The following is a 26,034-nucleotide window of genomic DNA, read 5'->3' on the forward strand; positions in this document are numbered from 1 at the left end:
GCGATAATATTAAGGCTTATGCTATAGTAATTTTCACATAAATGGCACCTGTTTACTACCATTTAAGATATAATGATTCTTGTCCTTTAAGGAGATACAATGGATGTATCGGCGAGATTCCTCCAAACAGCCCTAGATGGCATTGACGATTGTATTAATATCGTTGATAAGAATTTTCAAATCATATTTATAAATAAAGCTACAAGTAGGAGAGCCGGGAAAAATTGGCGAACATTGTTAGGAAACAAATGTTACGCACAATTGTGGGGAAAAAGTGCGCCGTGCGAAAATTGTGTGACAGGAAAAGCCTTTGAGACTGGAAAAACACAGCAAACAATCAAATGGGAAATAGGACCTGATGGTGAAAAGCACTTCATGGAACATTTTGCATTTCCCATTACAGATAAAGATGGTACTGTAGAATATACGGTAGAAATTTTCAGAGATATTACCGAAAGAAAATTGCTTGAAGAGGAGAGGGAGCAACAACGACTGGAATTAGGCAAGCGGATACGTGAATTACGGCATGCCTATGAGGAACTCAAATCGTTACAGAATCAACTCCTGCAGGCTGAAAAAATGGCTTCTATCGGGCTTCTTGCATCCAGCCTTGCTCATGAATTGGATACCCCACTTGCTACGATTTCTGGCTATTGTGAATTATTGGCAGAAGCTATCCAGGACGAAAATTTTCTGGGACGTATTAAAACCATTTCTGAACAGGTAATAAAGTGTCAAAAGACGATTAGAAACCTATTGGATTTTTCAAGGAAATCCAATTATGAAAGAAAATTATGCAATATCCATCATTTAATCAATAGTATCCTTTCACTTGTTGAGCATCGGTTAATAATTCATAAAATAAGACTACATAGGATGTTTGATGACCAGATACCACCTTTATTGGTCGATGGGAATCAAATTCAGCAGGTAATTCTCAATCTCGTCAATAATGCTGTGGATGCTTTACCTCAAGGTGGAGATGTCTTTGTTGAAACCAGGGTAAATAAAGAGGAGAAGTCCGTTGAGATTATTTTTGAAGACAACGGAATCGGAATCTCTGACGAGGACAGGAAATATATTTTTTCACCTTTCTTTACAACTAAGGAGCCTGGCAAAGGAACGGGATTAGGATTATCAATTTGCAAAAATATTATTTTAGCCCATAATGGCAAAATAGCATTAGAAAGCCGCGTGGGTAATGGGACGAAATTCATTATATCGTTACCCCTATGAGAAACATTTCGGTTGAAGGATAAAGGTCTTGAAGAAGATATTGGTTGTTGATGATGATATGGCAATGGGAGAGATGTGTAAAGAACTTCTGAAAAGTAAAGGCTATGCATCAGATGTTGTCGCAAGTGGTAAAGAAGCCATAGAAAAAGTATCCAGGGATGGTATATATGCCATTATTCTTACGGATTTGGTTATGCCAGAAATTGACGGTATCGAGGTTTTAAAAAGGGTTAAACAGCAAAATCCAAATATAGATGTTGTCGTAATGACAAGTTACGGTACTGTAACAAATGCCGTAGAAGCTATGAAATTAGGTGCCTCAGACTATATTACAAAACCTTTTAAACGTGATGAGCTTATCATAGTTATTGAAAAAATATTGCAACTGCAACGCCTCGAAGGTGAGGTTGACCGGCTGCGTTCGGAACTCGGTGAAAAATACAAATTTGGTAATATCATTGGTGAAAGCCCGAAGATTAAAAAGATATATGAGATTATATCCAATGTGTCAAACACAGAGGCAAATATCTTGATTCAGGGAGAAACAGGTACCGGCAAGGAATTGGTAGCCAAGGCTATTCATTATAACAGTGCCCGTAAAGATTATCCGTTTGTAAAGGTAGATTGTGCGGCGCTGGCTGAAACGTTATTGGAAAGTGAACTTTTTGGTCATGAAAAAGGGGCATTTACGGGTGCCACAAAAGATAGAATCGGTCGTTTCAGAACGGCTGATCATGGCACGATATTTTTGGATGAGATTGGCAATATTCCTCTGGCGGTACAAGCTAAATTACTTCGTGTCCTGCAAGACAATGAATTTGAGGCTGTGGGAAGTGACGAACTGATAAAAGTGGACGTACGAATCATTGCAGCAACAAATGCAAATCTGGAAGAGCACGTTGAAAAAGGCTTATTCCGCAGAGACCTTTTCTACAGACTTAATGTTATTCGCATTTTCCTGCCACCCTTAAGAGAACGTGCAGACGACGTTCCGCTACTTGCTTCACATTTTCTTTCCATTCACAGCAAAAAGAACCGGAAAACTGTTGAAGGAATTTCCCGTGAGGCGTTAAACAAACTCGTGTCGTATACCTGGCCCGGAAACATACGAGAGCTGGAAAATGTCATTGAACGTGCAGTTATCCTTTGCAAGGGAACGATGATTGAACCCGTTGATATTCCGCTCTATCATGAAAAAATGGTCTTGTCACAGGACCTTTCCGGGAAGCCTCTCGAGGTATTAATGGATCAAGTTGAACGTCAAATAATTATGAATACCCTAGAATCGGCAGGGGCAGACAAGGAAAAAGCTGCGAAAATACTTCAGATTTCCCGTGCCAGTTTTTATAACAAATTAAAAAAACACAATATTACTGAAATAACATAATTTTATGAAAGAATTACAAATTCTGCACATCGAGCATTGGCATAATTTTCTGCTCGCCTTTATTCCGCTCTTTATAGCAATCGACGTGGCAGGAATATTGCCTATTTTTATGTCATTGGTGGAAGGGGTCGAAAAGCCGCAGAAAATAAAAACGATAAACCAGTCTGTGATCACTGCCCTTTCAGTCAGCGTGGGCTTTCTTGCCCTCGGAAAGTTTATTTTTTCTGTTATGGGAATTGAAATATACGATTTCAAAATGGCCGGTGGTCTTTTATTGTTGGTATTTGCTATCAATGATTTGCTGTTTGCGGAGAAAGGAAAAAGGGCAATAACTTCAACCATGGGGGTCGTTCCCTTAGGCATCCCACTGGTTGTGGGGCCGGCTGTTTTAACCACGATCATTGTTACGGTGGATATCTACGGTTATCTTCCAACGGTAACTTCCCTGGTAATAAATCTTGTCATTGTATGGGTCGTATTTCTGAAGTCAAATTTCATTTACCGGATTATGGGTGACGGAGGGTCCAGGGCCTTTGCCAAGGTTGCATCTCTGCTGCTTGCAGCCATAGCCGTAATGATGATCAGGCGGGGTTGTATGGATATGATAATATTTCTGAAAAAATCCTCCTGACAATAATACGCCCCATTTCCCGGAGATTTTTAGCAAACCAAACGACGCATGGACGGTCACGGTGGTTTATAATTACAAAGGTCATAGGGATGAAACATCTGACGGAGATAGCAGGCATCAGGAAAAATACTCAACATTGAAGAAAAAAAGAAGTAGTTTGACATTATGAGTCAGGATATATTACAATAATTTTTTATTATTTTCATTCTTTCTTTAATAGGAGAAGTCAATGTTAAGAGGATTTATTAAGCCGATAGGAATACTATTGGGTGGAATAGTGTGCATTCATTTGAGTGTATCTGCTGCAGAAACGGATACAAAAAAACCTCCTGCACCACCAAAAAAGGCAAAAGCTGCACCGAAGGCAAAGGCCAGTGAACCAAAAGAAAAAGAGGCAGCAGCACCACAGAAACAAAAGGGCGATTCAAGTAAAGTTTTGGCGACAGTGAATGGTGAAAATATCACACAAGGGGACGTTGACCATATACTCGGCAGATTTGGGAGTCAGATAAGCGAAGATCAGATTCCATCAGTTACGCAACAAATAATTGACGGACTGATTACCCAAAAGCTCATTCTGCAATTTATTCGTGATAATAAGATCGAACCGAGCAAAGCGGATATAGAAACAGAAGTGAACAAGGTGCGCGAAGATATCAAAGCCAACCCCGGTCTGGCAGGTCAAACACTGGAGCAGGTGTTGGAGTCTCACGGGAGCAGCATTGACGACCTGAAAAAGGATATTACTATATCCTTATCCTTGGAAAAGTATCTTGGTAAAGACCTTGACGACCAGAAAATAAAGACATATTTTGAACAAAATAAGTCTGCCTACGATGAGACGGAAGTAAAGGCCAGCCATGTTCTGGTAGATACACGACAAATGAAGACGGATGCTGAATTGTCGCAAGCTAAAGAAAAAATCAATAAAGTAAAAGCAGAGGTAGATGCAGGAAAAGATTTTGCAGAAGTTGCAAAGCAGTATTCTGATTGTCCCTCCAAAGAAAAAGGCGGAGACTTAGGTTTCTTTAAGAGAAAAGGACAAATGGTTGAGCCATTCGCCGCCGCGGCATTTGCGTTAAAGGTAGGCCAGATAAGTGATCCAGTGCAGACACAATTCGGGTATCATATCATAAAAGTTACAGATATAAAAAAGGGGAAAGATGTTAACTTTGATACTATAAAGCCCAATGTTAAACAAGATATCATGAGTGAAAAAGCCAAAGTACTTATAGCACAGCTCAGACAGAATGCCAAGATAGATATGAAAACACCTCTTTAAACGATTCTTGGATTCTCCATCTTATTGACAGGCATGTATCTGGAGTAATGCAATAAGCTTCCCACCTGCTTTCATTGGGTGGGAAGCTTTATTTTTTTATATCGTTAATCTATATGGATATTTAAGTTGATTTTTTACTTCCAATATATTATCTTAATCACACACAGGCTATTTTTAAGGTCTTCCCTTGCAAGTAGATGGAACAAAATTTATGAAAATAATAATTTTGACTATCGAAATCGTATGTGATATATTTCCTCTCGTTGATTCAGATAATGTAAATAATCTATTCAATTGAACATATTTTGTTATAAGGTTGAAAAAGGAGGTATATGAAATCAATGGCACTGAAGAAGAATATCACAAACAAACTTGTATTAAGTTCCTTTTTCAAGATAATTACTATTGATGGGAAGGCAGAACAGGTAACAGTAAAGGTAAGAAGGACGCTTTTTTTTGACGATGAGGATAGTTTCCCATTTTCTAAAATAAAAAGTGTGGAAGTTGTAAAGGATGTCAGGGAATCGGTACCGAATAATTACATAACATATGCGGTATTATTGAGGTTAGCAAATGGGAAAAGGATCTTAGTAGATGAAGTGGGTGAATCATCCAATCGTGGAGGGCTTAAGGAAATGAAAAACCTTGGGAAGAAAATCAGTATGATAACAGGTAAAGAAATAAAATTATTTGAAGATTAAAGAGGGACGCGCTATCATGAATTCGAAGGACAGAATACAGAAAAATTACTATCCGGAGGTGTTCTATGAGACTTGTCAAATGGTGTCTGGGTCTGGTTTGTATAATGATAATGGGAGTACCGGCACTGTCCGGTGCATTCGACATTCAACTAACGCAAGAACAGATGAAAGAGGCAAATGAATATGGTGGAAAATACAAAGGAAAAGATATTTTTGACAGCCCTGTTGTAAAACTGGCCTGCTTTGGTGAATATTCCAAAGGAGGAGGCGGGCTGATCATGAGTAAATATATTAGAATTGCGGTAAGTTCCGCCATGAAGGCTATGAAAGATCAATCTCTTACTTCTGAGGATTTAAAAGAAATGGCAGAATCTGTTACTTTCAATGTTGTTGTTAGCGTTCCCGAAGAAGACATTCAATCCCCGGAAGATGTTCAAATTATCCTGAAACAAGGAATAAATGTTATATTACCAGAAAAAAATGCGTTTGGTATGAAATATAAGGATAAAAGACAGGGTATCATTGGCATTTTCCGATATGACAAAGTTAACCCCGGGGCAAGTACCACCGTCATCGTTAAAACGAAAAAAAGTGAGGAAAAGTATAAAATTGATTTTTCTGATGTAAAATGATTAATACTTTAGAAAATAAGCAAATAGGTCCAAAACGGACATTAAGAGATAAGTTTTTCGATTATTCCTGTCAGAGAATTGGTAAAGAAAGGGCCAAATTTTTTTTTAAATTATATGACTTGGCCAGATTTGACCTCTTTGGCAAACCAAAAGGCGCAATCGGATCAATTGATATTACCAACCGTTGTAATCTGCGTTGTAAACACTGCTACTTTTATGCACATGACTACGAAGAGAGGCCTGAACTCAGCGATGACGAATGGATTGATAAACTCGAGAGTTTAAAAGAGACAGATTTTCCATTTTATCAATGTTCCTGGATTGGTGGTGAACCCCTCCTGCGAAAAGAATTAATAGAACGCGGGATGAAATATTTCAAATCAAATCTGGTCGCTACCAATGGAACGATTGAGTTGCCCAACTGGCCGGATGTAAACTTCTATATATCGGTTGACGGCAGAAAGGATATGCATGATACCATTCGTGGGAAAGGTTGTCATGAAAGGATAAAAAAGCATGCTAACAGGCCAGAATTAAAAATTCATGTATCAATGGTAATTAATAAGATGAATTATCAGGATATTGAGTATTTTATCGAAGAATGGAAAGATATCGGTGTTAAAGGATGTTTGTTTCAAATACATACTCCGATAAAAGGCTTGAAAAACGATGACCTGTGGCCAGGCTGGCAATTACGTGATGAGATATTAGATAAACTGCTTCGGTTAAAAGAAGAAAAATACGGAGATTTTATCGGCGTGCCAGGTCTTGTTCTGAAGCTCATGAAATCAGATAAATGTAAAGAAGTCACGAGAAATTGCGTATTCAAAGAGGTATCCTTTTGTCTTGACCCGCAGGGTCAGATTAAAAAACCGTGTATGATGGGCCCACAGGCGGACTGTCTGCGGTGTGGATGCGTGCTCCCTTTTCATATGTGGGCGCTTGAAGACAAGTGGCTCATGGCGAGAGAAGTTTTCATGTCGTTAAGGCGCAAATTGGGAAAGAAAGTCTTTCGGTAAATTATACAAAACTCAAAAATATCTTTTCCATTTTCGTTCATTCGGGCAAACTTGTTGCTGACTGATCAGAAATTTGTTTGGGTTCCTCCTCTTTCCTTTCAATAAACCATTTTATAAACCAATCGGTCTCTTTCATAATAATACTTCCGAGAATGGCGCTGAGCAGTACATAAACCCCTGTAAGGGATTTGAGGGGAAAGGGTAAATGGGGATTCATTGCAACCATTCCGGCTAAAATGATGGAAAATTCTCCTCTTGGAATGAGGCTGAAACCGAGCCTTAAACCCGCCCTTTTGCTCAAACGATATCTTTTGCCAATAAAATAACCTCCAAAGACCTTGCTGAAAGAAGAAATAACAAAAATAAATATCCCGATCGGAATAAGGTTTGTTATATGCTTATAATCGATTGACATGCCAAATGCGACAAAGAAAATTGCTGTGGAGAATTGTTGGAAGGGTTTGATCGCCTCGGAAATTCGATGTCTTTGCTTTGTCTCCGACAATAAAAGTCCGGCAAGGAATGCCCCTATTGCTTCGGAAAGTCCTATTCTGGACGCAGCACCTGCAGAAAGCACGATAATCGAAAGAATCAGGATTACAAATAACTCCGTATGCTCAATATCAACAATCTTGTCGATAAATTTCTTTGAAGTCCGGGCGAGAACAATATAGAACAGAAAAAAGGCGGAGGTCTTCAGCAGAACAACGATTGTACCTTTTGTGTCAATGTGACCATAATTTAGAATTCCAACAATAAATGCAAGAAACAGGGCTATAAACATATCCTCAAAAATCAGAACGTTAAGGATATATTCTGTCTCGGGGTTTGCAGAACGCTTTAAATCGATAATAGACTTAGCCACAATCACAGAGCTGGTGACATAAAGAATACCACCGAGTAAAAGGGATTGCATCAAATCGTAACCTAATATCCAGCCAAGGAGCAGGCCAACGGGAAAGTTGAAGAAAAGGTCGTAAATCCCGGTAGAGAATATTTTCCGCTGGTTATGAAATAAATTGCCTACAGAAAATTCCAGACCAAACATAAAGAGCATAAAAATAATACCGAGGGTGGCGATAAATTCTGTAATAATTGTAACGGGGAAGAAATTCTGCAGAATCATTCCTACCACGATGAATATCGCCGTGAGGGATTGATTGATTTTTGTGGCCAACAAACCAGCAAAAAACAAGGCGATGAGGGAAATCCCTAATGATAACACGCTTTCATTTACGATCATTTTCCTAAATGTTGTTTAATCTCAAAGGTGGATATAAAATTTTTAATCTGTTCATTATTCCCTATAATGATAAGGGTATCCTGGGGTTGAATAATTTCACTGGAAGGAGGATTGGGAATTACCGTTTCACCCCTGATAATTGTGGTAATGGATACCCCTGTTGTTTTCCTGATATCCAATTCTTCAATCTTTTTATTGGCAAGTATTGAATCTGGGGTGATCTTGATCCATTCCATAGTCACATTTTTCATCATTAACTTTGGCTCGTCTTCAATGACAGGCTGGAAGTACGTTCCCGATAGTATGGCGCCAATTTGGCGTGCCTCTTCGTCGCTAAGCGTGGTTACGGATGTAGGCTCGTCGTTGTCTTTGGTAAATTTAAATACCTCCCTTTCTCCTGAAGAATGAATCACTACGACCAACTTATCACCTGAATCCAATTCCAGGGTAAATTTTTTACCTATACCAGGCAGGTCGCATTCCTTAATTTCCGACATATACAACCCCTTTCTCTCATACACATTTCACTTTTACAAACACAAAAACGTTTCTGTTCGTTCCATAGAAAATAGAAATAAGATGATATTACGAATTGCATCATCAATTGTCAATTCATTTTAGAAAGTAACTTTCTTCAATATCCTTGACTTTAATTTGTGATTAATATAATCTTTTACCTATGGAATAATGAATGAATTCAATGAATAAGGAGGGCGCTATGGAAAACGGACTCCTCATGGTAAACACGGGCGATGGGAAAGGCAAGACGACGGCAGCTTTAGGTCTTGGCCTCCGGGCAGCCGGGCATGGTATGAAAGTACTTATGCTCCAATTTTTCAAAGGGCCGTGGCTTACAGGAGAACTCTGTGCGGTAAAACGACTCGAACCCGATTTCAAAATTACCCAGTTGGGACAAGGATTTGTCAAAACACGGAAAGAGGCACATTCTGCAGCGACGCTTGAAAATGCCCGTGTATCCTGGGATTATGCTAAACAGGAAATCTTTTCGGATTTATATGATATCATCATCCTGGACGAGATCAACAATATGATTGATCACGGCCTCTTACATGTTGAGGAGGTGATTTCTGTATTAAAAGAACGGCCCAAAAGGCTTACCATAATTCTGACAGGACGCAACGCCCATGATAAGATCATTGAACTGGCAGATATGGTGACCGAAATGCGGGAGATCAAGCATCATTATAAAAGTGGAGTCAGTGCTCAAAAAGGCATTGAATTTTAATTTACCCATTATCTCTTTATTGATAAAAACGGACCTTTAACTCTTTGTTTGCCATGATATCGAATCCTTAGGGGTATGCGCACCGGACCCTTGCGTTGAAATTCTCGAAACGGAAAGTTATGTCAGAATCCCAATTGCATGTACTATTGTTACGATACACACCAGATCCCGAAGAAATAGTGGCAAAGGCAGCAAGGTTATGCTATAGCCCAGCTTCTATTGATGAGCTGAAGCAACAGATTGAAAGTCAGAACCAGGCAGGTTTTATTGAAAAGCTGACCGACATGCGACATCTCTCGCCCATTGAACACGTTACCTTTACCTTCGGTGTAGAAGGTATCTCCCGCGCCTGTTCTCATCAGATGGTAAGACATCGTTTGGCATCTTATTCTCAGCAGAGCCAGCGATATGTGGGACAACAGAGTAAGAAGACCGGTGGATTTCATTTTATTATTCCACCCAGCATAGAAAAAATAGGCAAAAAACAATGGTTTATAGAAAAGATGAGTATCCTGCAGAAATGGTATGACGAACTTGTAGAGGCGTTTGGCAATAGTGGAGAAAGCACATTTGAGGATGCACGTTTTTTATTACCGAATGCCACGGAGACAAAGATTATTATCACCATGAATGCCCGTGAATTGCTGCACTTCTTTCGGGTGCGTTGCTGTAACCGAGCACAATGGGAAATAAGGAACGTTGCAATAGAGATGCTCCGGCAGGCCAAACAGGTTTCTCCTCATATTTTTAAAGATGCTGGTCCGGGCTGTGTGAATGGCAAATGTCCCGAAGGAAAAATGACCTGTGGGAAAATGGATGAGGTAAGAAAACGATTTAAAAATCTCTCGTAAAAAGTTCTTTTAAGAAAGTTTTTAATCCTTTTATGATCATTTACCTGTTTATTTGAGATAATTCTTGCTGAAAGTGCTATTTCTTGACTTCCCGTTTTTCAATAGCCTCAGCCTGTCGTAAATATAGCGGTAATAATTTGTCTATCTCGCATTGATGTCCCGATTCGAACATCCTTTCTCCTAATAAAGCCACATGCTCAACCTTTGGTATCGCCCACTCCTCTTTGTCTATAAAGATGTCCTTTTGATGAAATATGTCTCTGTAAGGTGCAACACCGTTTCCGAAAATAATTACCGGTCGCGGAAGGAGAGACAAAAGTTTTTCTGGCTGAATTACCAGAAACTCGGACATTTTTTCCCTCCGTACACCGCCCAATCCCTGTTCAGGACTTGCAGGGGCAAACTTATAGATGCATGCGTAAACGTGGTTTCGTCTTGCGTCAAGGATAGGGCATATATAGTATTCCCCTGTATGAACATTTTTTTCTAGCAAGTTTTTCACCCTTCCTTCATTCTCGTATTGCAAAGGAGGGAAAATAGGGAGGGTAATTTGATTATAGTTTTCAGCGATGATGTCGAATAAAGGTACGTCAATAACGGGTTTATTTAATGCGTAGGCCAGTGTCTTTGCACAGGCCACACCTACGCGCAATCCTGTATATGAACCAGGTCCCACGTCCACGGTGATGAGATCGATGTCCTTCGGTGCCCAGCCGATCTCATTAAGGGTACTCTTAATGGTAGGAACCAGTTCTTTGCCATGTTGCATGCCACCAAAATCCTTTGCAATGATAATGCGTTTATTCTGGCAAACAGCAACTCCGCCAACATCCCCTGAGGTTTCAATCCCGAGTACTTTCATGGATAAATGGTTATTAAAATATTATAGTATTTTTGAAAATTGATAACTCTTTAGCCAACTGAAGTGATTACCAGGAGATTCTGAAACGATACTGAAAACGAGTTCAGCACAAGGTTCAGAATGACGAAGGGAAAGACGCTGTCATACTGAATTTATTTCAGCATCTCGTCTTAAGTCTGATGAAACTTCAGTAGTCTGAATAGTTACGAAATATTAATCACAACAGAATAGCAAAAATAATTAGGAAATAAAATAGTGAATTAGTGCAAAATAACATTTTTTAGTTCCTTGACAATGGTAAATCATCGTTGTAGATTATGGCGTAGAAACCCTAAACAGTGGTAATCTCGGCTGTTCATTAGTCGAGATCAGAGATGGGAAAAAATAATTCAGAGGAAGCTAAGGGTCAGACCTTCGTTATTCAATAATTAATCGTTTTTTTAACACTTCGATTTCTTTCTCTTTTTATCCTAGTTTCTACTCGCTTTAGCGTTTCACTCACGGGTGACCCCTTTATACAAAAGTACCTCACAATTTCTCTATTCTTTGTATTACTCATTATTTTTGATACATAGATTGCTGTTTGTCGTTCCTCTTTCCCTTTCCCTTTGCCTTTTTTCAGTAATTCCTCTTCCTTTTTACCGTTATACTTATACAAACTTTTACCACTTTACATTATTATTTTGTTAAAAAACGCATGTTGAAAAGAATTTTAGGTCATAAGTCCTGTTCGGCCTAACTTACGACAAATCAATGCTATGTGATATGTCTTCTTTGTGTTTTCAGCAAAAAATAACTGGCAGTATTCACCCTTGCCGTCTACGCACTCTTGAAAGACTACAAAAGAAACTCGCTTGGCGCCATGGCTAAAGCAACCCATACGGATTATCAGAAGTTTCAGTATTTCTTCTCCGATTCCAAATGAAACATGCAAGCCCTGAAACGCAAGAGATTAGAAATCATTCAAAAACAAAGAACCACTGCAGCCACCAAAGGCGGGCTTTTTGCCATCGATGATACAGGCTGCCCATGGCCTTTTGCAATGAAAACCGAAGGTGCAAAGTGGCAGTACTGTGGCCCACTCAAACGGGAAGAAGTTTGCAACGTGGGTGTGGATATTGCCTTTGTTTCTCAGGCAAAACTGAAAGATTGTGATATCCCTCTGAAGTTTGTGGAAGTTCTTGGCAAGTGGAACAAGGATGATCAGAATACGTATCACATCCTCATTATCAATCAATTCATTGCTTGAATTTGCCTTTCCTTTGTGTCCCCTGATCACTCCGGATTTGCCTTTATCATGATACGTGATATAGGTATTGTTATTTAAATCTGTATGAGCAATAGAGGTTCCAGAAATAAGGACAAAGGAAGAAATTTAAGAAAATTCGGCTAATCTTATTGAAGTTGCTGTATAATGAGCAACCATCTAAAACTCTGCTCAGGTGCTGAGGCAGTCCGGAAGTTTCAAAGAGCAGGATGGTCCGCCGTTCAGCAAAAAGATTCTCATGTAATATGTAATGATGACAAAACCTGGCTATCAATGGGCATTATCCATACCTCAACACAATGAACTCGGACCTGGCATCCTTAAAGGAATTTAACGAATTATAATTTAAACAAAACGAGAAGAATTCTTTCCATTAGCTCTGCAAATATTTTTAAAACAAAAACTGGAATACACACTTACGCCTTGTCCAAGCCAACGACACCCTTGCGAACTGCTGCGTTATGCCTTATATACCTTGACACGATACGCTCTCTTTTGCTAGTATCTTACCATTAAAATTGTTCAATGTATTTAAGCCTTCTTAGTGACTTTTAATCTCCTCTTATTGGTAGGACAAGTGCCCCCGCTTGTCATTTATATTGTCAGGCGAGGGCGCCTGACTTACCATAGGGAGGCGGCGCTGAGGGAGGAATTACCAAAGAGTGAAATTTCCAGACATGAACTTATGTCCTCAACTGCTTTTAGCGCAACCGGGACGGTTGCGCTACCAGATAAATTTCCTGTATATAAGATAGGAATCTATGTCTATCAGCCTCCTCAGTCAGAATTCGCCTCCGACGTGTCCAACCGACGTTGCACCGGGAAATCAGACCACGCCAGTAAATCAACCCTCTCAAAAATTATACGCCGAAGTGGTTGTCAATATCCCTTTAAATAAGGTGTTTCATTATAGCGTCCCACCTCACTTAAGAGAAACCCTTACCGTCGGGATGCGGGTAAGAATACCCTTTGGCAACAAAATAATGACTGGGTTTTGTGTCGGATTTACTAATACCCCATTCACCGATAAAACAAAGGATATCATAAGTATAATCGATAAGACCCCATTGATTGATGACATCATGCTAAAGATCACCCGCTGGTTATCGTTCCATTATTGCTGTGGGTGGGGGGAAGCTATCTCTGCCGTCGTTCCGCCTGTTGTGCGCAGTCGAATAAAAGAAAAATGGAATACATTCGTTAGATATAGTAACCATGCCCCAGCGCTCAACCAAGATGCTCTTTTGCAAATGAAAGCCCGTGCACCAAAACAGGCCAAGGTACTGGAAATCCTTTTAGAACATCCCGATGAAATAAGCGCCAAAGAATTGATCCGTATCAGTGGTTGCAAGATGTCCGGCCTTCGCCAATTGGAGAAAAAAGGTTTTATCATTCTTGAAAACAAACTTCAAGATGCCATAACTACGACCCGCAATGTCGACCAATTGCAGCAACACTTAATCCTTACCCAGGAACAACAAAACGCCTTCGATATTATTTGTAGAAAACTAGCAGAGATTTACCATCTTAACCAAATTCCACTATCTTCGACTACCCCTCTTTCCCCTCCTTCGCAAGGAGGGGACTTCATCGTGAGCGCTCAGTCGGACGATGAAGGGGATGTAAAATTAAAAGCCTTCAATGCTCCTCCTTCACAAGGAAGGGATGAAGGGGAGATAAAATCGAAGGCATACAGTTCCCCTCCTTCAGAAGGAGGGGATCAAGAGGAGGTAAAGACATTAAATCGGGAAAGGGAATCTTTACCATATAATCTTACACAGCTCAAGCCGGGCGTTATATTGCTTCACGGTATTACAGGCAGTGGAAAAACGGAACTCTACCTTCAAACCGTTACTAATGCCCTTGAATACGGTCGCAAGGCCATATACCTTGTCCCTGAAATATCTCTTACACCACAAACGATTCAAAGGATAAAGGCACGGTTCAACAAGGTAGCCGTATTACACAGCAACCTCCTGGGTACCGTTCACCAGTCACAGTGGAATGATATTAAAGAAGGTAAGGTGGATATCGTTATCGGTGCGCGATCCGCCATATTTGCCCCCCTGAAGAACGTTGGGCTGATTATTATCGATGAGGAACATGAAAACACCTATAAACAGGAAAATAATCCACGGTACAATGCCAGGGATATCGCCATTCTCAGGGCAACCTTTGAAAATGCCCTGGTGATTATGGGTACGGCTACACCCTCCCTGGAAAGTTACTATCAGGCATTGAACGGAAATTACGAAAAGATCGTCCTTTCAAAGAGAATTGGCGAGCGGCAACTCCCGCCCGTCGATATTGTAGATATGGGAGAAGAAGTCCGCAAACGCCGGGGATACAACATTATTTCTCAACGGCTTGAATATTATATGAACCAATCCCTTGCCCGAAATGAACAGGTGATCTTGTTTTTGAACCGAAGAGGGTATGCGCCGTATATTCATTGTAAACGGTGTGGGTTTGTATTAAAATGTAATCGATGTGATATCCCCATGACCTTTCATAAAAAATTCAATACTACGTTATGCCATTATTGTTACACGGAAGCCCATCCCCCGGAATCATGTCCGGATTGTCTGGCCAATAGTATTAATTATCGTGGTTTTGGGACAGAAAAAATTGAAGACGAAATTAAGAATAAGTTCCCCAATTATAAAATTATACGGATGGACAGCGATTCCATGCGCGTACGTGATGCCCACGGAAAGGCCTTAACAGCATTTGAACGCGGGGAGTTCCAGATATTGCTTGGCACCCAGATGATCGCAAAAGGGCTGGATTTCCCGAATGTTACCCTGGTCGGGGTAATCTCAGCAGACACGATACTGAACCTGCCAGATTTTCGTGCGAGCGAACGGACATTTCAGCTCATCTCACAAGTTGCAGGCCGTACGGGCAGAGGATCAAAGGGAGGACGGGTAGTAGTACAATCCTTTAACCCCAGACACTACAGCATCACATATGCAGCAGCCCATGATTATGAAGGTTTTGCAAGGAAAGAACTGGAATATAGAAAACAATTGAATTACCCCCCTTGGGGGAAACTGACACGGATTGTCTTTCGCGGCCCAAAGGAAGACAAAACCAAAGAAAAATCCGCGCTTGTTGCGGATAAGCTAAAAGAGATTGCCATAACACAGGGGAACCGTCTGGAAATACTCGGACCGTCACCCGCCCCCATGACGAAAATCAACAACCTGTTCCGATGGCATATTCTATTAAAGGCACAAAGCCATACAAGTATTCACAATGCCCTTCAAGACGTTGCAGACATGCTAAAACCGTCAAAAAACGTGCAAACGATGGTTGATGTTGACCCTTATATGATGTTGTGAAAACGGGTTTTTTGACCATTTTTGTAAGTGGCCGGAAGTGTGTCCTTTACGGCTGTAATGTTTTGTAGTAAAATAACTTGCGATGCATATTTATTTCCTGACTATTCCTGTGGCTTTCTGTTCATTCCAATGGATTTGACTACGTTTTGACTACAGTAAATTTTTTCTTTATTAATATAACCTTATGTGTTATATTGTTCATGTGTTTAAGTAAGTCTTTGCTATCATAAAAGACCGTGATTAAATCCTTCAAAGATAAAGATACCGAGAAATTGTATGTAACGGGTAAAAGCAGAAAGTTTGCTCCTTCTGTATGTAAAATGGGGTTACGGAAATTAGATTATCTGAACGCAGCGCATACCTTGAATGATTTAAAAGTGCCACCAGAAAACAAGCTGGAAGCATTAAAAGGCAATTATGAAGGGAAACACAGTATAAGGATTAATGACCAATACCGTATCGTATTTAGGTTTGAAGGATCGCACGCTTATGATGTGGAAATTACAGACTATCATTAGAAGAAAGGTGGGAATGTGCTTACGCTAAAAAGAAAGCCAACGCATCCTGGTGAAATCTTAAAAAAGGATTTTTTGGAACCTTTAGGAATGACTCAATCACAACTGGCAAAAGAAATCCATACTACATTTAGAACAATAAATGAAATCGTGAACGAGAAAAGGAATATCAGTCCTGAAATGGCCGTCAGATTATCAAGGTATTTTGAAACATCGGCTGAACTCTGGTTAAATCTTCAAAGCCAGTACGATCTTTATGTTGTAACAGAAAAAAGGGGCGACAATCTGAAAGATATAAAACCCTTTAGAAAAAAGCCTGTTAAGTCAGGAGAGGTGGAGAAGGTTTAAGAAAATTTGTATTCTCAGAAGCTATAAAATGGCCTTAAAAACGCATCCGAAGGGTTTATAAAAAGGGTCAACATCTTTCACTGGCTTAATTTTTCTTGACAATTTATCTTGCCATACTACAATGCTGTTTACTTTTAAAATTGCCACCTTTTAGGAAAATACAAGAGTACGAATATGAAAAATCCATGCAGGGCAGATGTTTGTTATTCTTTAAAATCGGTTTGCAATGGTTTAACTTTTTCTCTGTGTATTTTTTTAATTACCTGTTACGGATGCGGTAAGGAAGAGGATGTGGTTGAAAAACATTTGGAATTTAAAGAAATTATTTCAACGCCCGTTGAAGATCAGCAGTTGCCACCGGTAGTCAGGGAAGAAACTCCCATCGGTGAGGTTGTTCGGTCTCCGTTGGTTGTACAAACTCCTCAAATTGTTAAAACTCCACCTGCTCCGTTGCCAGTTGAAGAGTCGTTTACGGCTCAGGACCTTTATAACGAAGGTTTAAATCTCTTCAATCAGGGTCGTTTAGAAGAGGCTATTGAGGCCTTTAACAAGGCAACAGGGATAGATGCCACGATGGTCGATGCATATAAAAAGAAGGCTTTGGCTTATAACAAACTTGGCATGACGAATGAGGCAATCATTTCTTTTAAAAAAGTGGTTGAGTTAGATCCCAAAGATTCAGAAGCATACCTCCATCTGGGAAATTTTTATGTTAAGAGGGGGATGGCTGATAATGCTATCATTTCGCTTGAAAGATATGTAACATTGAGTCCCAATAATGCCAGGGTTTATTATAATCTGGGTTGTCTTTATGGTGAAAAGAAACTTTTTGATAAGGCAGCAGCGGCATATCAACAAGCATTAAAAATCAATCCGAACTATGAAGATGCTTATTATAATCTCGGGGTTATTTACAATGATAAAGAGATGTTTGGTGAGGCCATTGAGGTTTTTAAGAAGATCTTAATCGTAAATCCAAATAATCATGAATCACGGTATAATCTAGCGTTCGCTTACAATAAAAAGGGATTATATAACGATGCAGTAGCCACGTGCGAAAAAATGCTGGAGCTGGATCCCGGGAATGCCAATGCACACCTTCTGCTGGGTGATACTTACAATAAGCTGGGCAAATTGAAAGAGGCTCAGGAAGAATATGATATTTACAAGAAGTTAATATTTATTAAATGAAGCCAATCTTGAATTCAATCGTGAAAACTGTATTTACAGCCCTCTACCTGTTGCTGCTATCAAATATCGTATATCCTGTTTTTACCGTTCAGTCCCAGGATATCCATCCAAACGGGACAAGTACTATCGCACAGGCGCAATCCACTCAGGTCCCTCCTCCCGAGCTTCCACCAACACCGCGGTCAAAACTTGAAATCATCCAATACATTCTTTTACCCTTTGCCATTGGCGCATCCATCTGGTTAATACTGCGCTTAGAAAAGATGGAGAGGGAGCAAACGAAGGGAAACGAAGGGCAATAAGTCTTTCTGTTGTCCCTTGTCCCTATTGATGTTAAAGAAATTCAAAGCCGATCAGTCCTTGGTATGTTTATTCGCAGCGTGCCGCATCATGCGCAAGCCGTGATGACCCTGACCATAATAATCGGCCAGATATCCCTGATCCGTGAAGCCAAATTTACGATAAAGGTTTATAGCTTCCTGGTTATTGACACGGACTTCGAGGAAAATCCGCTGGGCACCACGCATGGCGAGCGAATGGAGAATACAATCAATTAGTCTCTGCCCGATGCGCTTGCCCTGCGCAGCAGGATGCACGGCTATCGCATATAATCGACCGGAATAGCACTGCCGGTGGCGGTGTACTAACCCCGCAGACCACCCCAGTACCCGGTCTTTGCTCTCTGCAACCACCACAATTGCACGAGGATTTGCGATCAATCCCCGCAATTGCCTGCGGTTGAACATCTCTTCTATACGGGAAAAGCAGGCAATTTCCAATTCGAGTATTGCTGCAACATCCCGTGCTACTGCGGTGCGAAGATGTATGGCAGAACGGCAATGGGAAGTGAGTGTGGACATAATCCTGATCACAGATTCTGCAAACGTTTAACTTGTCGACTGCGCTTAAGGATGTGTTTTTGCCTAATCGTTTTTATACCTCTTTTGCATTAATCCATTTCATCATCTTTCTCAGCTCCCTGCCAACTTTTTCAATGAGGTGTCCTCTGTCCTTTTTCTCTAAAGCGTTGAAGACAGGTCTCCCGGCCTGGTTTTCTAATATCCACTCTTTGGCAAACTTTCCGCTCTGTATCTCTGACAATATCCGCTTCATCTCCTTTTTTGTTTCTTCCGTAATAATACGCGGACCACGGGTCAGGTCTCCGTATTCGGCGGTATTGCTAATTGAATACCGCATATAACTGAGACCACCCTGATAGAAAAGATCTACAATCAGCTTGAGTTCGTGCATACATTCAAAATAGGCAAGCTCAGGTTGGTATCCAGCCTCTACCAGCGTCTCAAACCCTGCCTTGACGAGTGCCGCTGCCCCACCGCAGAGTACTGCCTGCTCCCCAAAGAGGTCTGTTTCCGTTTCTTCGGCAAAGGAGGTTTCCATTACACCAGCCCGTGTACCACCAATTCCGTATGCATAGGCCATGGCCTTTTCCCTGGCCTTTCCTGTAGCATCCTGGTGAATAGCCATAAGACAAGGGACACCGCCTCCCTTTTCGTATTCACTGCGGACAAGATGTCCTGGTCCTTTGGGTGCAACCATAATGACATCGATATTATTCGGAGGTACGATTTGTCCGAAATGTATATTGAACCCATGGGAAAAACACAGCGTTTTTCCTTCTTTTAAATAGGGTTTAATTTGTGATTCGTATACCGCCTTCTGTGTTTCGTCAGGCATGAGTATTTGAATAAAATCTCCCTGCTGTGCCGCCTCATCCACGGAAACTGGCTTGAATCCGTGTTTGGTGGCCAACTGATAATTTGGTGTGCCTGTTCTTGTAGATACAATCACATCCATACCCGATTCTTTGAGGTTTTGTGCCTGCGCATGTCCCTGGCTGCCGTATCCAATCACGGCAATTTTTTTTCCTTTCAGGACATTGATATCTGCATCTTTTTCATAATAAATTTTTAACATGTCCCTTCCCTTTTTTCCCCTTTCATAAATTTTATTTTGCACCACGACCTATAGCGATACTGCCTGTCCTTACCAATTCTTTGATTCCATAAGGCCTTAATAAATTCACCATTGCTTCAAGTTTGTCTTCGAAACCGGAAATCTCAATAACGAGATCTTTCGGGCTTACATCAACGATCTTCCCCCTGAAAATTTCTACAATTTCAATAATTTCTCCGCGTTTTCCGGCCGGTACGTTGATCTTGAGCAGCATTAAGTCCCGTTCGACAAATTCTTCACTGGTGAAGTCGATTACTTTGATTACATCAATAATCTTTCCTAGTTGTTTTCTGACCTGTTCCACGATGGCATCATCGCCCCTGACGACAATGGTCATCCGTGAGAAGGCTGGATTTTCCGTTTCACCAACGGCGAGACTGTCGATATTGAATCCTCTTCCGCTGATTAAACCGGTAATATGGGCTAAAACGCCAACCTTATTTTCTACAAGAAGAGAAATGACGTGTCGCATAATTTATTGTACCATCCCTGAAAACCCGAAAAAGGCAAGGGCCATGAGTCCAGTACAAATAAAGGCAATCGGAATGCCACGTAAGGATTGGGGAATGTTGACCAGAGCCAAACGCTCCCGGATTCCTGACATCAGGAGCATGGCTACAGTAAAACCGATCCCTGCGCCAAATCCCTGAACGGTAGCCTGTATAAATCCCAGGTGTTTTGGAGAATCAGTTGTGTTTAAAAGCGCCACACCCAATACGGCACAATTGGTTGTGATCAGGGGCAGATAAATACCAAGACTTTCATACAAGGTAGGCACCATCTTTCTAAGCATCATTTCGACCAGTTGTACCAACGTCGCAATAACAAGGATATAGCTAATCGTTTTTAGTACTTCAATAAGCCCCAATTCTCGTACGGAGGGAAAGACCATTGCGATAATATTTGCATCGCCTGGCAGTAAGATGTAATTATACACGATCCATGTAATTGCTGAGGAAAGGGTCATAACAAATGTTACCGCTACACCCATACCCATTGCGGACGATGTCTTTTGGGAAACGCCCAGGAATGGGCAAAGTCCTAAGAATTTTGCGAGGACAAAGTTGTTGACAAAGACAACACTTACGATAATTACTGCAATTTCCTTAATCATGTTTCATATATGCTTTCGTAATTTTCTCACTCTTTCTGAGTTTTCTCCAGTTAAAAAAACCCAGTAAGAGTCCCAGTACAATAAACGCCCCCGGTGCCATGATCATTACCGGGGCAGGCTGATACGATTCAGATACTTTCAGACCAAAAATGGTCCCCGCCCCGAGTGCTTCACGTATAACAGAAACAAGACAGAGCGAGAGCGTCCACCCCAACCCCAATCCTGCCCCATCCAGAATGGAAACCAAAGGTTTATTTTTGTAAGCAAATGATTCCGCACGGTACATAATGATACAGTTAACCACAATGAGCGGAATGAATATGCCCAGTGATGCATTCAATTCTGGCGGCAGATATGCCTTCATGAGCAACTCAACCATGGTTACAAATGCGGCGATGATAACGATAAAACACGGTATGCGAATCTCTCGGGGAATGAATGATCTCACGAGGGAAATGATAAGGTTGGAGCAGACAAGCACAAATGTAGCTGCTCCACCCATTGCCAACCCGTTTTTTATAGAGGTTGTGACTGCAAGACTGGGACATAACCCCAACACAAGCACAAATAAGGGATTATATTGAACAATTCCCTTTGTAAATTCTTTCAGATTGCCGTGTTCTGCCATACTATTAGAGTATTACTGTGTAAAAAATTTTTAAAAGGCTAAACGTTTTACGGATAAAAGTCAAGTGGAAATTTTAGCGGAGATATTTGTCAATCTCTTTTTTATCAAAACCGTACAAAACCTTATCGCCAGCAACTACGATGGGCAATTTGTCGAGTGATTCAATATCATCGGTTCCAACAATTTTAATTGCCTCCTTTCTTGCATTTTCATCTTTATCAATATCAAAGGAGACGAAATCCGCCTTCCGTTTGTTTAAATATTCTAACAGTTGATTACACTTTGGGCAAAACGGTGTACAAAACACCTTTAATTTATGAGTAGTCATAATTTTCCCTCACGGATAAGTTGAAGAATCATGTTATGGAAAAAAGATTCAAGCACAAAAGACAAAAACAGTCAATGGAAAAAACCCAGGTGATATTCAATGCGTGTTATTCTTTTGACTTGATTTTTGCCTTCTGCTAAAATCGCCGAATCATTATGGAATAAATATGATTTCAATGACAAGGAGAAAAAGATGGCAAAATTGGAAAGGGCACTCATTAGTGTCTCTGATAAAACGGGGATCGTGGAGTTTGCCCGGGAGTTACAGCATTTAGGGGTAGAAATTATTTCCACAGGCGGTACTTCCAAATTACTCAAAGAAAATGGTATTCGTGTGATTGAAATATCAGAGCATACAGGGTTTCCGGAGATTATGGATGGACGCGTGAAAACCTTGCATCCCAAGGTACACGGGGGATTATTGGCTTTAAGGGATAACGAAATCCACAAAAAACAGATGAAGGAATTGGGAATTAAACCCATTGATATGGTTGTTGTTAATCTGTACCCTTTTGAAAAGACGATCTCTAAAAAAGACGTGAGTATGGAAGAAGCGATTGAAAATATCGATATCGGCGGTCCTTCAATGATCCGCTCTGCTTCGAAAAATTACAAGCATGTGATTGTTGTGGTGAATCCCAAGCGCTACGGGTTTATTATTGAGGAGATTAAGGCCAATCGCAATGATATTTCCGAAAAAATGCGTCTTGAGCTTGCCATTGAGGCATTCAGGACGACTGGTCGTTATGACAGGATTATTGCCAACTATTTCGATAGTCTGGGTACGGAAAAGGAGGGCTATCCAACCCTCCTTTCACTGGACTATATGAAGCGACAGTCCTTACGTTACGGTGAAAACCCCCATCAAACAGCTGCATTTTATGTGGAGGAAAATATTCAGGAACCTTGTGTGTCCAATGCCCAGCAATTGTACGGGAAAGAGCTTTCATATAACAATATTATAGACCTCAATGCTGCTCTTGAATTGGTAAAAGAATTTGAACGGCCTTCTGCCATCGTAATAAAGCATACAAATCCCTGCGGCGCCGCATCGGCGAATACCCTGGCTGAGGCATTTACAAAGGCATACAGTGGTGACCCTGTATCCGCATTTGGCTGTATCCTGGGATTAAATAAGACCGTAGATGTGGCAACGGCAGATGCCATTACCGAACCGGGGCATTTTGTAGAGGCAATCATTGCGCCAGAGTTTGAAGAAAAAGCAGTAGAAATACTTACCACAAAACGCAAGTGGGGGAGCAGTTTGAGACTTTTGAGGACAGGTGCGTTATCAACACAAATGATTGACTCCTGTGCCTATGATATGAAGAGGGTGGTCGGTGGAATACTTTTACAGGGCAGGGATCTATCAGTGTATGATCCTGCAAACCTTAAGGTTGTTACGAAGAAAAAGCCCTCCGAGAAAGAGATGGCCGATCTGCGGTTTGCCTTTATCGTTTGCAAGCATGTAAAATCGAACAGCATTGTGCTCGCCAGGGACGAGGCCGTGGTGGGTGTTGGAGCCGGACAAATGAGCCGTATCGATTCGACAGAAATTTCCATAAAGAAGGCAGGCGATCGGGTGAAAGGTGCCGTAATGGCTTCCGATGCCTTTTTCCCCTTCCGGGACAGTGTGGATGTAGCGGCCAAGGCTGGCGTGATTGCCATTATTCAACCTGGCGGCTCTAACAAGGATGACGAATCAATAGCCGCGGCTGACGAACACGGAATAGTCATGGTATTTACCGGCCAGCGGCATTTTAGGCACTAAATTGGAGGAGGTACGTTGAAAACGTGCTCCTGTGCGCACATATGACAGATTCAAAAGAGAGTATCAATTGAGGAAATCAGAAAAGGGCTTTCTTCTCTGTTTCATGATGAAGGGTTGCGGCTTGTTTTGCTGCAAAAGAATTACCGTCATAAATATTATCGAAGTGGGTGGAAATAATACTGAATTGTTATTTTCTCTCTTTCTATAACTCTCAGATGGAGGATAATAATTATGCTAAGGTGGAGTATAGTAATTGTCGTGCAAACAGTTTTTCTGCAGCTGGTATTTTTTCCCAAAACCCTTCCAGCTTCAAAATTTGATATGCCGGCCAATTTAAAAAATGTCGGGACTCATATACCCATCAACCCAAAGGTTCTGTCTGCAACCGTGCCATACGCCTCTAACCGTCAATACGCAACCATACCAGAGGTTATCCAAAATACCAAAAAACTCCTGGTACCCTTTATCGCCAATAAAGGGCAGACGGATGAAAGGGTGGCATTTTATGCCAATATCTTTTGGGGGAGTGTCTTTGTCACAAAAGACGGGGAGATTGTCTATTCTCTGACAGGAAGTGAAAGTGGAGAGTCGAAAGCTGAAAGGTTAAAGTCCGAAGTTAATGGGCGGCATAGGGAACAAGAATCCAGAAGTCAGAAGACAGAACACAGAAGAGGAACTATTAAATCTTTGCCGGTTCACTCTGCAAAATTGGACCAAAACGTTTTAGCCCAAACCGCAAGTCTGAAACAGTCTGAGAAGGCATCAAGGATATTGGTACCTACAGAGGATATCTCAATAAATCCGCAATACGAAATCTGCAATCGTTCGGCTGAGCGCTCACGACGAAGTCCAAAATCCGGAGCAAGGGGGATTGTCCTTAAAGAGGAGTTTGTGGGCGGAAAGGTGAACGAAATGAAAGGTGAAGCACCGTCCGCGACAAAGGTGAGCTATTTTACGGGAAATGACTCAAAGAAGTGGCAGTACAATATCCCCACGTATGATGTTGTAATGTTTGGAGAAGTATATAAGGGCATGGAACTGAAGCTGAAGTCGTATGGAAATAATGTGGAAAGGCTCTTTACGGTAAGACTAGGTGCAGATCCAGACCAGATAAAGATCATGCTGAGTGGTGCAAATCTCCAGGAATTCCCCCTTAATAAAGGTGGGGACCGGGGGGTGTTAGTAAATGAACATGGAGAGCTTGAAGTAGAAACAGAGCTTGGGATAGTCAAATTTACAAAACCTGTTGCCTATCAGGAGATTGATGGGAAGAGGGTGGAAGTGGAATGTAAATATATGATTGCGGATTGTGGAATGCAGAATAACACACCCCTTACCCCTATCGAGAGGGGAATGTGTGAAAGTCCACTCCTGAGAGGGGATTCAAGGTTGGGTAAAGCCAAATTCCGAAATCAAAAATTCACAAATCCGAAATCTGCAATCGTTCGGCTGAGCGCTCACGACGAAGTCCGAAATCCGAATTCTGAATGCCCGCTGTCCGAAGTACTTAACTTGCAATCCGAAACCCGCAACCCATTTACAGTTTTAAAGTCGCCTCCTACGACAAAACCAGGGAACTCATCATTGACCCCCTGCTTGTATCTACATTTTTAGGAGGGTCGTTTATCGAATTTGCCTATGATGTAGCCATTGACAAAGGGGGAAATGTCTATGTCTCTGGTGCGACTACATCATCGAACTTTCCTACAAGAAAGGGCGCTTATAAGAAGTCTTTGAAAGGGGGTGTCGATGCCTTTGTATCGAGCTTCAATAAGGATTTAACAAGACTTCGTGCTTCGACATATTTGGGGGGGACGTCTGATGATTTTGGTTATTCTATGGCCATTGGTCCAGGGAAAAATATATATCTGGCTGGTTATACGTCGTCATCAGACTTTTCAACAACCAGGCGCGCTTATGATACTTCATACAACGGTGATGTGGAAGTCTTTGTATCGAGGCTAAAAGGTAACTTAAAAAAACTGGTTTCATCCACATATCTCGGCGGGTTTGGTAAGGATTATTGTTACTCAACCGCCATAGATTCAGGAGGAAATATTTATGTGGCCGGTTATACAGAGTCATCGAACTTCCCGGAAACTAACGGTACTTCTTATAGGGGTGGTAATGATACCTTCGTATCCAGATTCGCCGAGAACCTTTCTGCTTCAATCGCATCGGGTAAGAAGGGTTAGATACCCGGCTATGTTGTGGATGACGAAGGTGTCCCCATAGGGTCTGCAAAGATAAGGGTCAAAGGTGTAAAAACGGGGACTGAAACGAATACGTCATCCGATGGGGACGGGTTCTTTATGTTTGAAGATTTAGACGCAGATACTTATACCTAAATTCTGCAAATGATTTTCGCGTAGCAAAAATCGGCCTTCCATAATACCCTTACTACGCAAAAATCAATAATAAACTTCAATATTTGGCGGTTTGCGGAGTTACCCGGTGGCGTTATA

Annotated in this window: 27 protein-coding genes and 1 pseudogene; 19 read left to right on the forward strand and 9 right to left on the reverse strand. The window is 41.2% G+C overall.

What is annotated here, in order from left to right; genetic code table 11:
- Positions 1-99: 99 nt before the first annotated feature.
- From E3K36_11505 to E3K36_11535, 7 genes are all read left to right on the forward strand, one after another.
- The gene (locus tag E3K36_11505) at positions 100-1,236 is read left to right on the forward strand and encodes a PAS domain-containing protein (protein MCF6155852.1); all 1,137 of its coding nucleotides are present in this window, start codon (positions 100-102) and stop codon (positions 1,234-1,236) included.
- Positions 1,237-1,264: 28 nt separating this feature from the next.
- Positions 1,265-2,623 (forward strand): sigma-54-dependent Fis family transcriptional regulator, encoded by a 1,359-nt coding sequence (locus E3K36_11510; GenBank protein ID MCF6155853.1) that lies wholly within the window; start codon positions 1,265-1,267, stop codon positions 2,621-2,623.
- 28 nt (positions 2,624-2,651) lie between these two features.
- Positions 2,652-3,254: a MarC family protein gene (locus E3K36_11515; protein MCF6155854.1), complete on the forward strand. Its 603-nt coding sequence runs from the start codon at positions 2,652-2,654 to the stop codon at positions 3,252-3,254.
- 229 nt (positions 3,255-3,483) lie between these two features.
- Positions 3,484-4,536, forward strand: coding sequence for a hypothetical protein (locus tag E3K36_11520; protein ID MCF6155855.1), 1,053 nt, complete (start codon positions 3,484-3,486; stop codon positions 4,534-4,536).
- A 332-nt stretch (positions 4,537-4,868) separates the two neighbouring features.
- Positions 4,869-5,237, forward strand: a complete 369-nt coding sequence (locus E3K36_11525; GenBank protein MCF6155856.1) for a hypothetical protein — start codon at positions 4,869-4,871, stop codon at positions 5,235-5,237.
- 65 nt (positions 5,238-5,302) lie between these two features.
- Positions 5,303-5,869, forward strand: a complete 567-nt coding sequence (locus E3K36_11530) for a hypothetical protein (GenBank protein ID MCF6155857.1) — start codon at positions 5,303-5,305, stop codon at positions 5,867-5,869.
- Complete coding sequence (locus E3K36_11535) at positions 5,866-6,888, forward strand: radical SAM protein (protein ID MCF6155858.1); 1,023 nt, start codon at positions 5,866-5,868, stop codon at positions 6,886-6,888. The genes E3K36_11530 and E3K36_11535 overlap by 4 nt, the downstream gene beginning before the upstream one ends.
- Positions 6,889-6,925: 37 nt before the next feature.
- Here E3K36_11535 and E3K36_11540 read toward each other — a convergent pair whose 3' ends face one another.
- Both E3K36_11540 and E3K36_11545 read right to left on the reverse strand, forming a co-directional pair.
- Positions 6,926-8,131, reverse strand: coding sequence for a cation:proton antiporter (locus E3K36_11540; GenBank protein MCF6155859.1), 1,206 nt, complete (start codon positions 8,129-8,131; stop codon positions 6,926-6,928).
- Positions 8,128-8,628 (reverse strand): potassium transporter TrkA, encoded by a 501-nt coding sequence (locus tag E3K36_11545; protein ID MCF6155860.1) that lies wholly within the window; start codon positions 8,626-8,628, stop codon positions 8,128-8,130. The genes E3K36_11540 and E3K36_11545 overlap by 4 nt, the downstream gene beginning before the upstream one ends.
- 221 nt (positions 8,629-8,849) lie before the next feature.
- On the opposite strand from E3K36_11545, the gene cobO reads away from it, so the two are divergent.
- Complete coding sequence (gene cobO, locus E3K36_11550; protein ID MCF6155861.1) at positions 8,850-9,377, forward strand: cob(I)yrinic acid a,c-diamide adenosyltransferase; 528 nt, start codon at positions 8,850-8,852, stop codon at positions 9,375-9,377.
- Between the two features lie 119 nt (positions 9,378-9,496).
- A complete protein-coding gene (locus tag E3K36_11555) occupies positions 9,497-10,228 on the forward strand; it encodes an FAD-dependent thymidylate synthase (GenBank protein MCF6155862.1) in 732 nt (243 codons plus the stop codon).
- A 76-nt stretch (positions 10,229-10,304) separates the two neighbouring features.
- Here the strand turns inward: E3K36_11555 and tsaB are convergent, their stop codons facing one another.
- The gene (gene tsaB / locus E3K36_11560) at positions 10,305-11,090 is read right to left on the reverse strand and encodes a tRNA (adenosine(37)-N6)-threonylcarbamoyltransferase complex dimerization subunit type 1 TsaB (GenBank protein MCF6155863.1); all 786 of its coding nucleotides are present in this window, start codon (positions 11,088-11,090) and stop codon (positions 10,305-10,307) included.
- A gap of 928 nt (positions 11,091-12,018) precedes the next feature.
- Between tsaB and E3K36_11565 the strand changes: the two genes are divergently transcribed.
- The 6 genes from E3K36_11565 (at position 12,019) to E3K36_11590 (ending at position 18,057) form a co-directional block, all read left to right on the forward strand.
- A complete protein-coding gene (locus E3K36_11565; GenBank protein MCF6155864.1) occupies positions 12,019-12,339 on the forward strand; it encodes a hypothetical protein in 321 nt (106 codons plus the stop codon).
- Positions 12,340-13,118: 779 nt separating this feature from the next.
- A complete protein-coding gene (gene priA, locus E3K36_11570; GenBank protein MCF6155865.1) occupies positions 13,119-15,701 on the forward strand; it encodes a primosomal protein N' in 2,583 nt (860 codons plus the stop codon).
- Positions 15,702-15,937: 236 nt separating this feature from the next.
- Positions 15,938-16,219, forward strand: a complete 282-nt coding sequence (locus E3K36_11575) for a type II toxin-antitoxin system RelE/ParE family toxin (GenBank protein MCF6155866.1) — start codon at positions 15,938-15,940, stop codon at positions 16,217-16,219.
- 15 nt (positions 16,220-16,234) lie between these two features.
- Positions 16,235-16,564 carry an addiction module antidote protein, HigA family gene (gene higA / locus E3K36_11580; protein ID MCF6155867.1) on the forward strand — a complete coding sequence of 110 codons (330 nt, stop codon included), beginning with the start codon at positions 16,235-16,237 and terminating at the stop codon, positions 16,562-16,564.
- A gap of 174 nt (positions 16,565-16,738) precedes the next feature.
- Positions 16,739-17,755 carry a tetratricopeptide repeat protein gene (locus E3K36_11585; protein ID MCF6155868.1) on the forward strand — a complete coding sequence of 339 codons (1,017 nt, stop codon included), beginning with the start codon at positions 16,739-16,741 and terminating at the stop codon, positions 17,753-17,755.
- Positions 17,752-18,057: a hypothetical protein gene (locus tag E3K36_11590; protein ID MCF6155869.1), complete on the forward strand. Its 306-nt coding sequence runs from the start codon at positions 17,752-17,754 to the stop codon at positions 18,055-18,057. The genes E3K36_11585 and E3K36_11590 overlap by 4 nt, the downstream gene beginning before the upstream one ends.
- Before the next feature lie 51 nt (positions 18,058-18,108).
- Here the strand turns inward: E3K36_11590 and E3K36_11595 are convergent, their stop codons facing one another.
- From E3K36_11595 to E3K36_11620, 6 genes are all read right to left on the reverse strand, one after another.
- Positions 18,109-18,627 (reverse strand): N-acetyltransferase, encoded by a 519-nt coding sequence (locus E3K36_11595; protein ID MCF6155870.1) that lies wholly within the window; start codon positions 18,625-18,627, stop codon positions 18,109-18,111.
- 61 nt (positions 18,628-18,688) lie between these two features.
- Positions 18,689-19,690, reverse strand: coding sequence for a ketol-acid reductoisomerase (gene ilvC, locus E3K36_11600; GenBank protein MCF6155871.1), 1,002 nt, complete (start codon positions 19,688-19,690; stop codon positions 18,689-18,691).
- A gap of 31 nt (positions 19,691-19,721) precedes the next feature.
- Positions 19,722-20,201, reverse strand: coding sequence for an acetolactate synthase small subunit (gene ilvN, locus E3K36_11605; GenBank protein MCF6155872.1), 480 nt, complete (start codon positions 20,199-20,201; stop codon positions 19,722-19,724).
- Between the two features lie 3 nt (positions 20,202-20,204).
- On the reverse strand, positions 20,205-20,843 hold the full coding sequence (locus tag E3K36_11610; protein MCF6155873.1) for an RnfABCDGE type electron transport complex subunit A: 639 nt from the start codon (positions 20,841-20,843) through the stop codon (positions 20,205-20,207).
- Positions 20,836-21,471 carry an electron transport complex subunit E gene (locus E3K36_11615; GenBank protein ID MCF6155874.1) on the reverse strand — a complete coding sequence of 212 codons (636 nt, stop codon included), beginning with the start codon at positions 21,469-21,471 and terminating at the stop codon, positions 20,836-20,838. The genes E3K36_11610 and E3K36_11615 overlap by 8 nt, the downstream gene beginning before the upstream one ends.
- 73 nt (positions 21,472-21,544) lie before the next feature.
- Positions 21,545-21,799, reverse strand: coding sequence for a glutaredoxin family protein (locus tag E3K36_11620; GenBank protein MCF6155875.1), 255 nt, complete (start codon positions 21,797-21,799; stop codon positions 21,545-21,547).
- 192 nt (positions 21,800-21,991) lie between these two features.
- On the opposite strand from E3K36_11620, the gene purH reads away from it, so the two are divergent.
- The 4 genes and pseudogenes from purH (at position 21,992) to E3K36_11640 (ending at position 25,917) form a co-directional block, all read left to right on the forward strand.
- Positions 21,992-23,569: a bifunctional phosphoribosylaminoimidazolecarboxamide formyltransferase/IMP cyclohydrolase gene (gene purH, locus E3K36_11625; protein MCF6155876.1), complete on the forward strand. Its 1,578-nt coding sequence runs from the start codon at positions 21,992-21,994 to the stop codon at positions 23,567-23,569.
- A 1,517-nt stretch (positions 23,570-25,086) separates the two neighbouring features.
- A pseudogene (locus E3K36_11630) lies at positions 25,087-25,275 on the forward strand (hypothetical protein).
- Positions 25,276-25,302: 27 nt separating this feature from the next.
- A complete protein-coding gene (locus tag E3K36_11635) occupies positions 25,303-25,764 on the forward strand; it encodes a hypothetical protein (GenBank protein MCF6155877.1) in 462 nt (153 codons plus the stop codon).
- On the forward strand, positions 25,765-25,917 hold the full coding sequence (locus E3K36_11640; GenBank protein ID MCF6155878.1) for a carboxypeptidase regulatory-like domain-containing protein: 153 nt from the start codon (positions 25,765-25,767) through the stop codon (positions 25,915-25,917).
- Positions 25,918-26,034: the final 117 nt, after the last annotated feature.

The sequence above is a fragment of the Candidatus Brocadia sp. genome (genome assembly GCA_021646415.1).
GTDB lineage: Bacteria > Planctomycetota > Brocadiia > Brocadiales > Brocadiaceae > Brocadia.

Coding starts and splice junctions, on each gene's coding strand:
- tsaB (MCF6155863.1), bottom strand. CDS start 11,090: ATGAAAGTACTCGGGATTGAAACCTCAGGGGATGTTGGCGGAGTTGCT.
- E3K36_11585 (MCF6155868.1), top strand. CDS start 16,739: ATGAAAAATCCATGCAGGGCAGATGTTTGTTATTCTTTAAAATCGGTT.
- E3K36_11615 (MCF6155874.1), bottom strand. CDS start 21,471: ATGGCAGAACACGGCAATCTGAAAGAATTTACAAAGGGAATTGTTCAA.
- E3K36_11520 (MCF6155855.1), top strand. CDS start 3,484: ATGTTAAGAGGATTTATTAAGCCGATAGGAATACTATTGGGTGGAATA.
- E3K36_11505 (MCF6155852.1), top strand. CDS start 100: ATGGATGTATCGGCGAGATTCCTCCAAACAGCCCTAGATGGCATTGAC.
- cobO (MCF6155861.1), top strand. CDS start 8,850: ATGGAAAACGGACTCCTCATGGTAAACACGGGCGATGGGAAAGGCAAG.
- E3K36_11530 (MCF6155857.1), top strand. CDS start 5,303: ATGAGACTTGTCAAATGGTGTCTGGGTCTGGTTTGTATAATGATAATG.
- E3K36_11540 (MCF6155859.1), bottom strand. CDS start 8,131: ATGATCGTAAATGAAAGCGTGTTATCATTAGGGATTTCCCTCATCGCC.
- E3K36_11620 (MCF6155875.1), bottom strand. CDS start 21,799: ATGACTACTCATAAATTAAAGGTGTTTTGTACACCGTTTTGCCCAAAG.
- E3K36_11535 (MCF6155858.1), top strand. CDS start 5,866: ATGATTAATACTTTAGAAAATAAGCAAATAGGTCCAAAACGGACATTA.
- priA (MCF6155865.1), top strand. CDS start 13,119: ATGTCTATCAGCCTCCTCAGTCAGAATTCGCCTCCGACGTGTCCAACC.
- purH (MCF6155876.1), top strand. CDS start 21,992: ATGGCAAAATTGGAAAGGGCACTCATTAGTGTCTCTGATAAAACGGGG.
- ilvC (MCF6155871.1), bottom strand. CDS start 19,690: ATGTTAAAAATTTATTATGAAAAAGATGCAGATATCAATGTCCTGAAA.
- E3K36_11525 (MCF6155856.1), top strand. CDS start 4,869: ATGAAATCAATGGCACTGAAGAAGAATATCACAAACAAACTTGTATTA.
- E3K36_11565 (MCF6155864.1), top strand. CDS start 12,019: ATGCAAGCCCTGAAACGCAAGAGATTAGAAATCATTCAAAAACAAAGA.
- E3K36_11590 (MCF6155869.1), top strand. CDS start 17,752: ATGAAGCCAATCTTGAATTCAATCGTGAAAACTGTATTTACAGCCCTC.
- E3K36_11555 (MCF6155862.1), top strand. CDS start 9,497: ATGTCAGAATCCCAATTGCATGTACTATTGTTACGATACACACCAGAT.
- ilvN (MCF6155872.1), bottom strand. CDS start 20,201: ATGCGACACGTCATTTCTCTTCTTGTAGAAAATAAGGTTGGCGTTTTA.
- E3K36_11545 (MCF6155860.1), bottom strand. CDS start 8,628: ATGTCGGAAATTAAGGAATGCGACCTGCCTGGTATAGGTAAAAAATTT.
- E3K36_11610 (MCF6155873.1), bottom strand. CDS start 20,843: ATGATTAAGGAAATTGCAGTAATTATCGTAAGTGTTGTCTTTGTCAAC.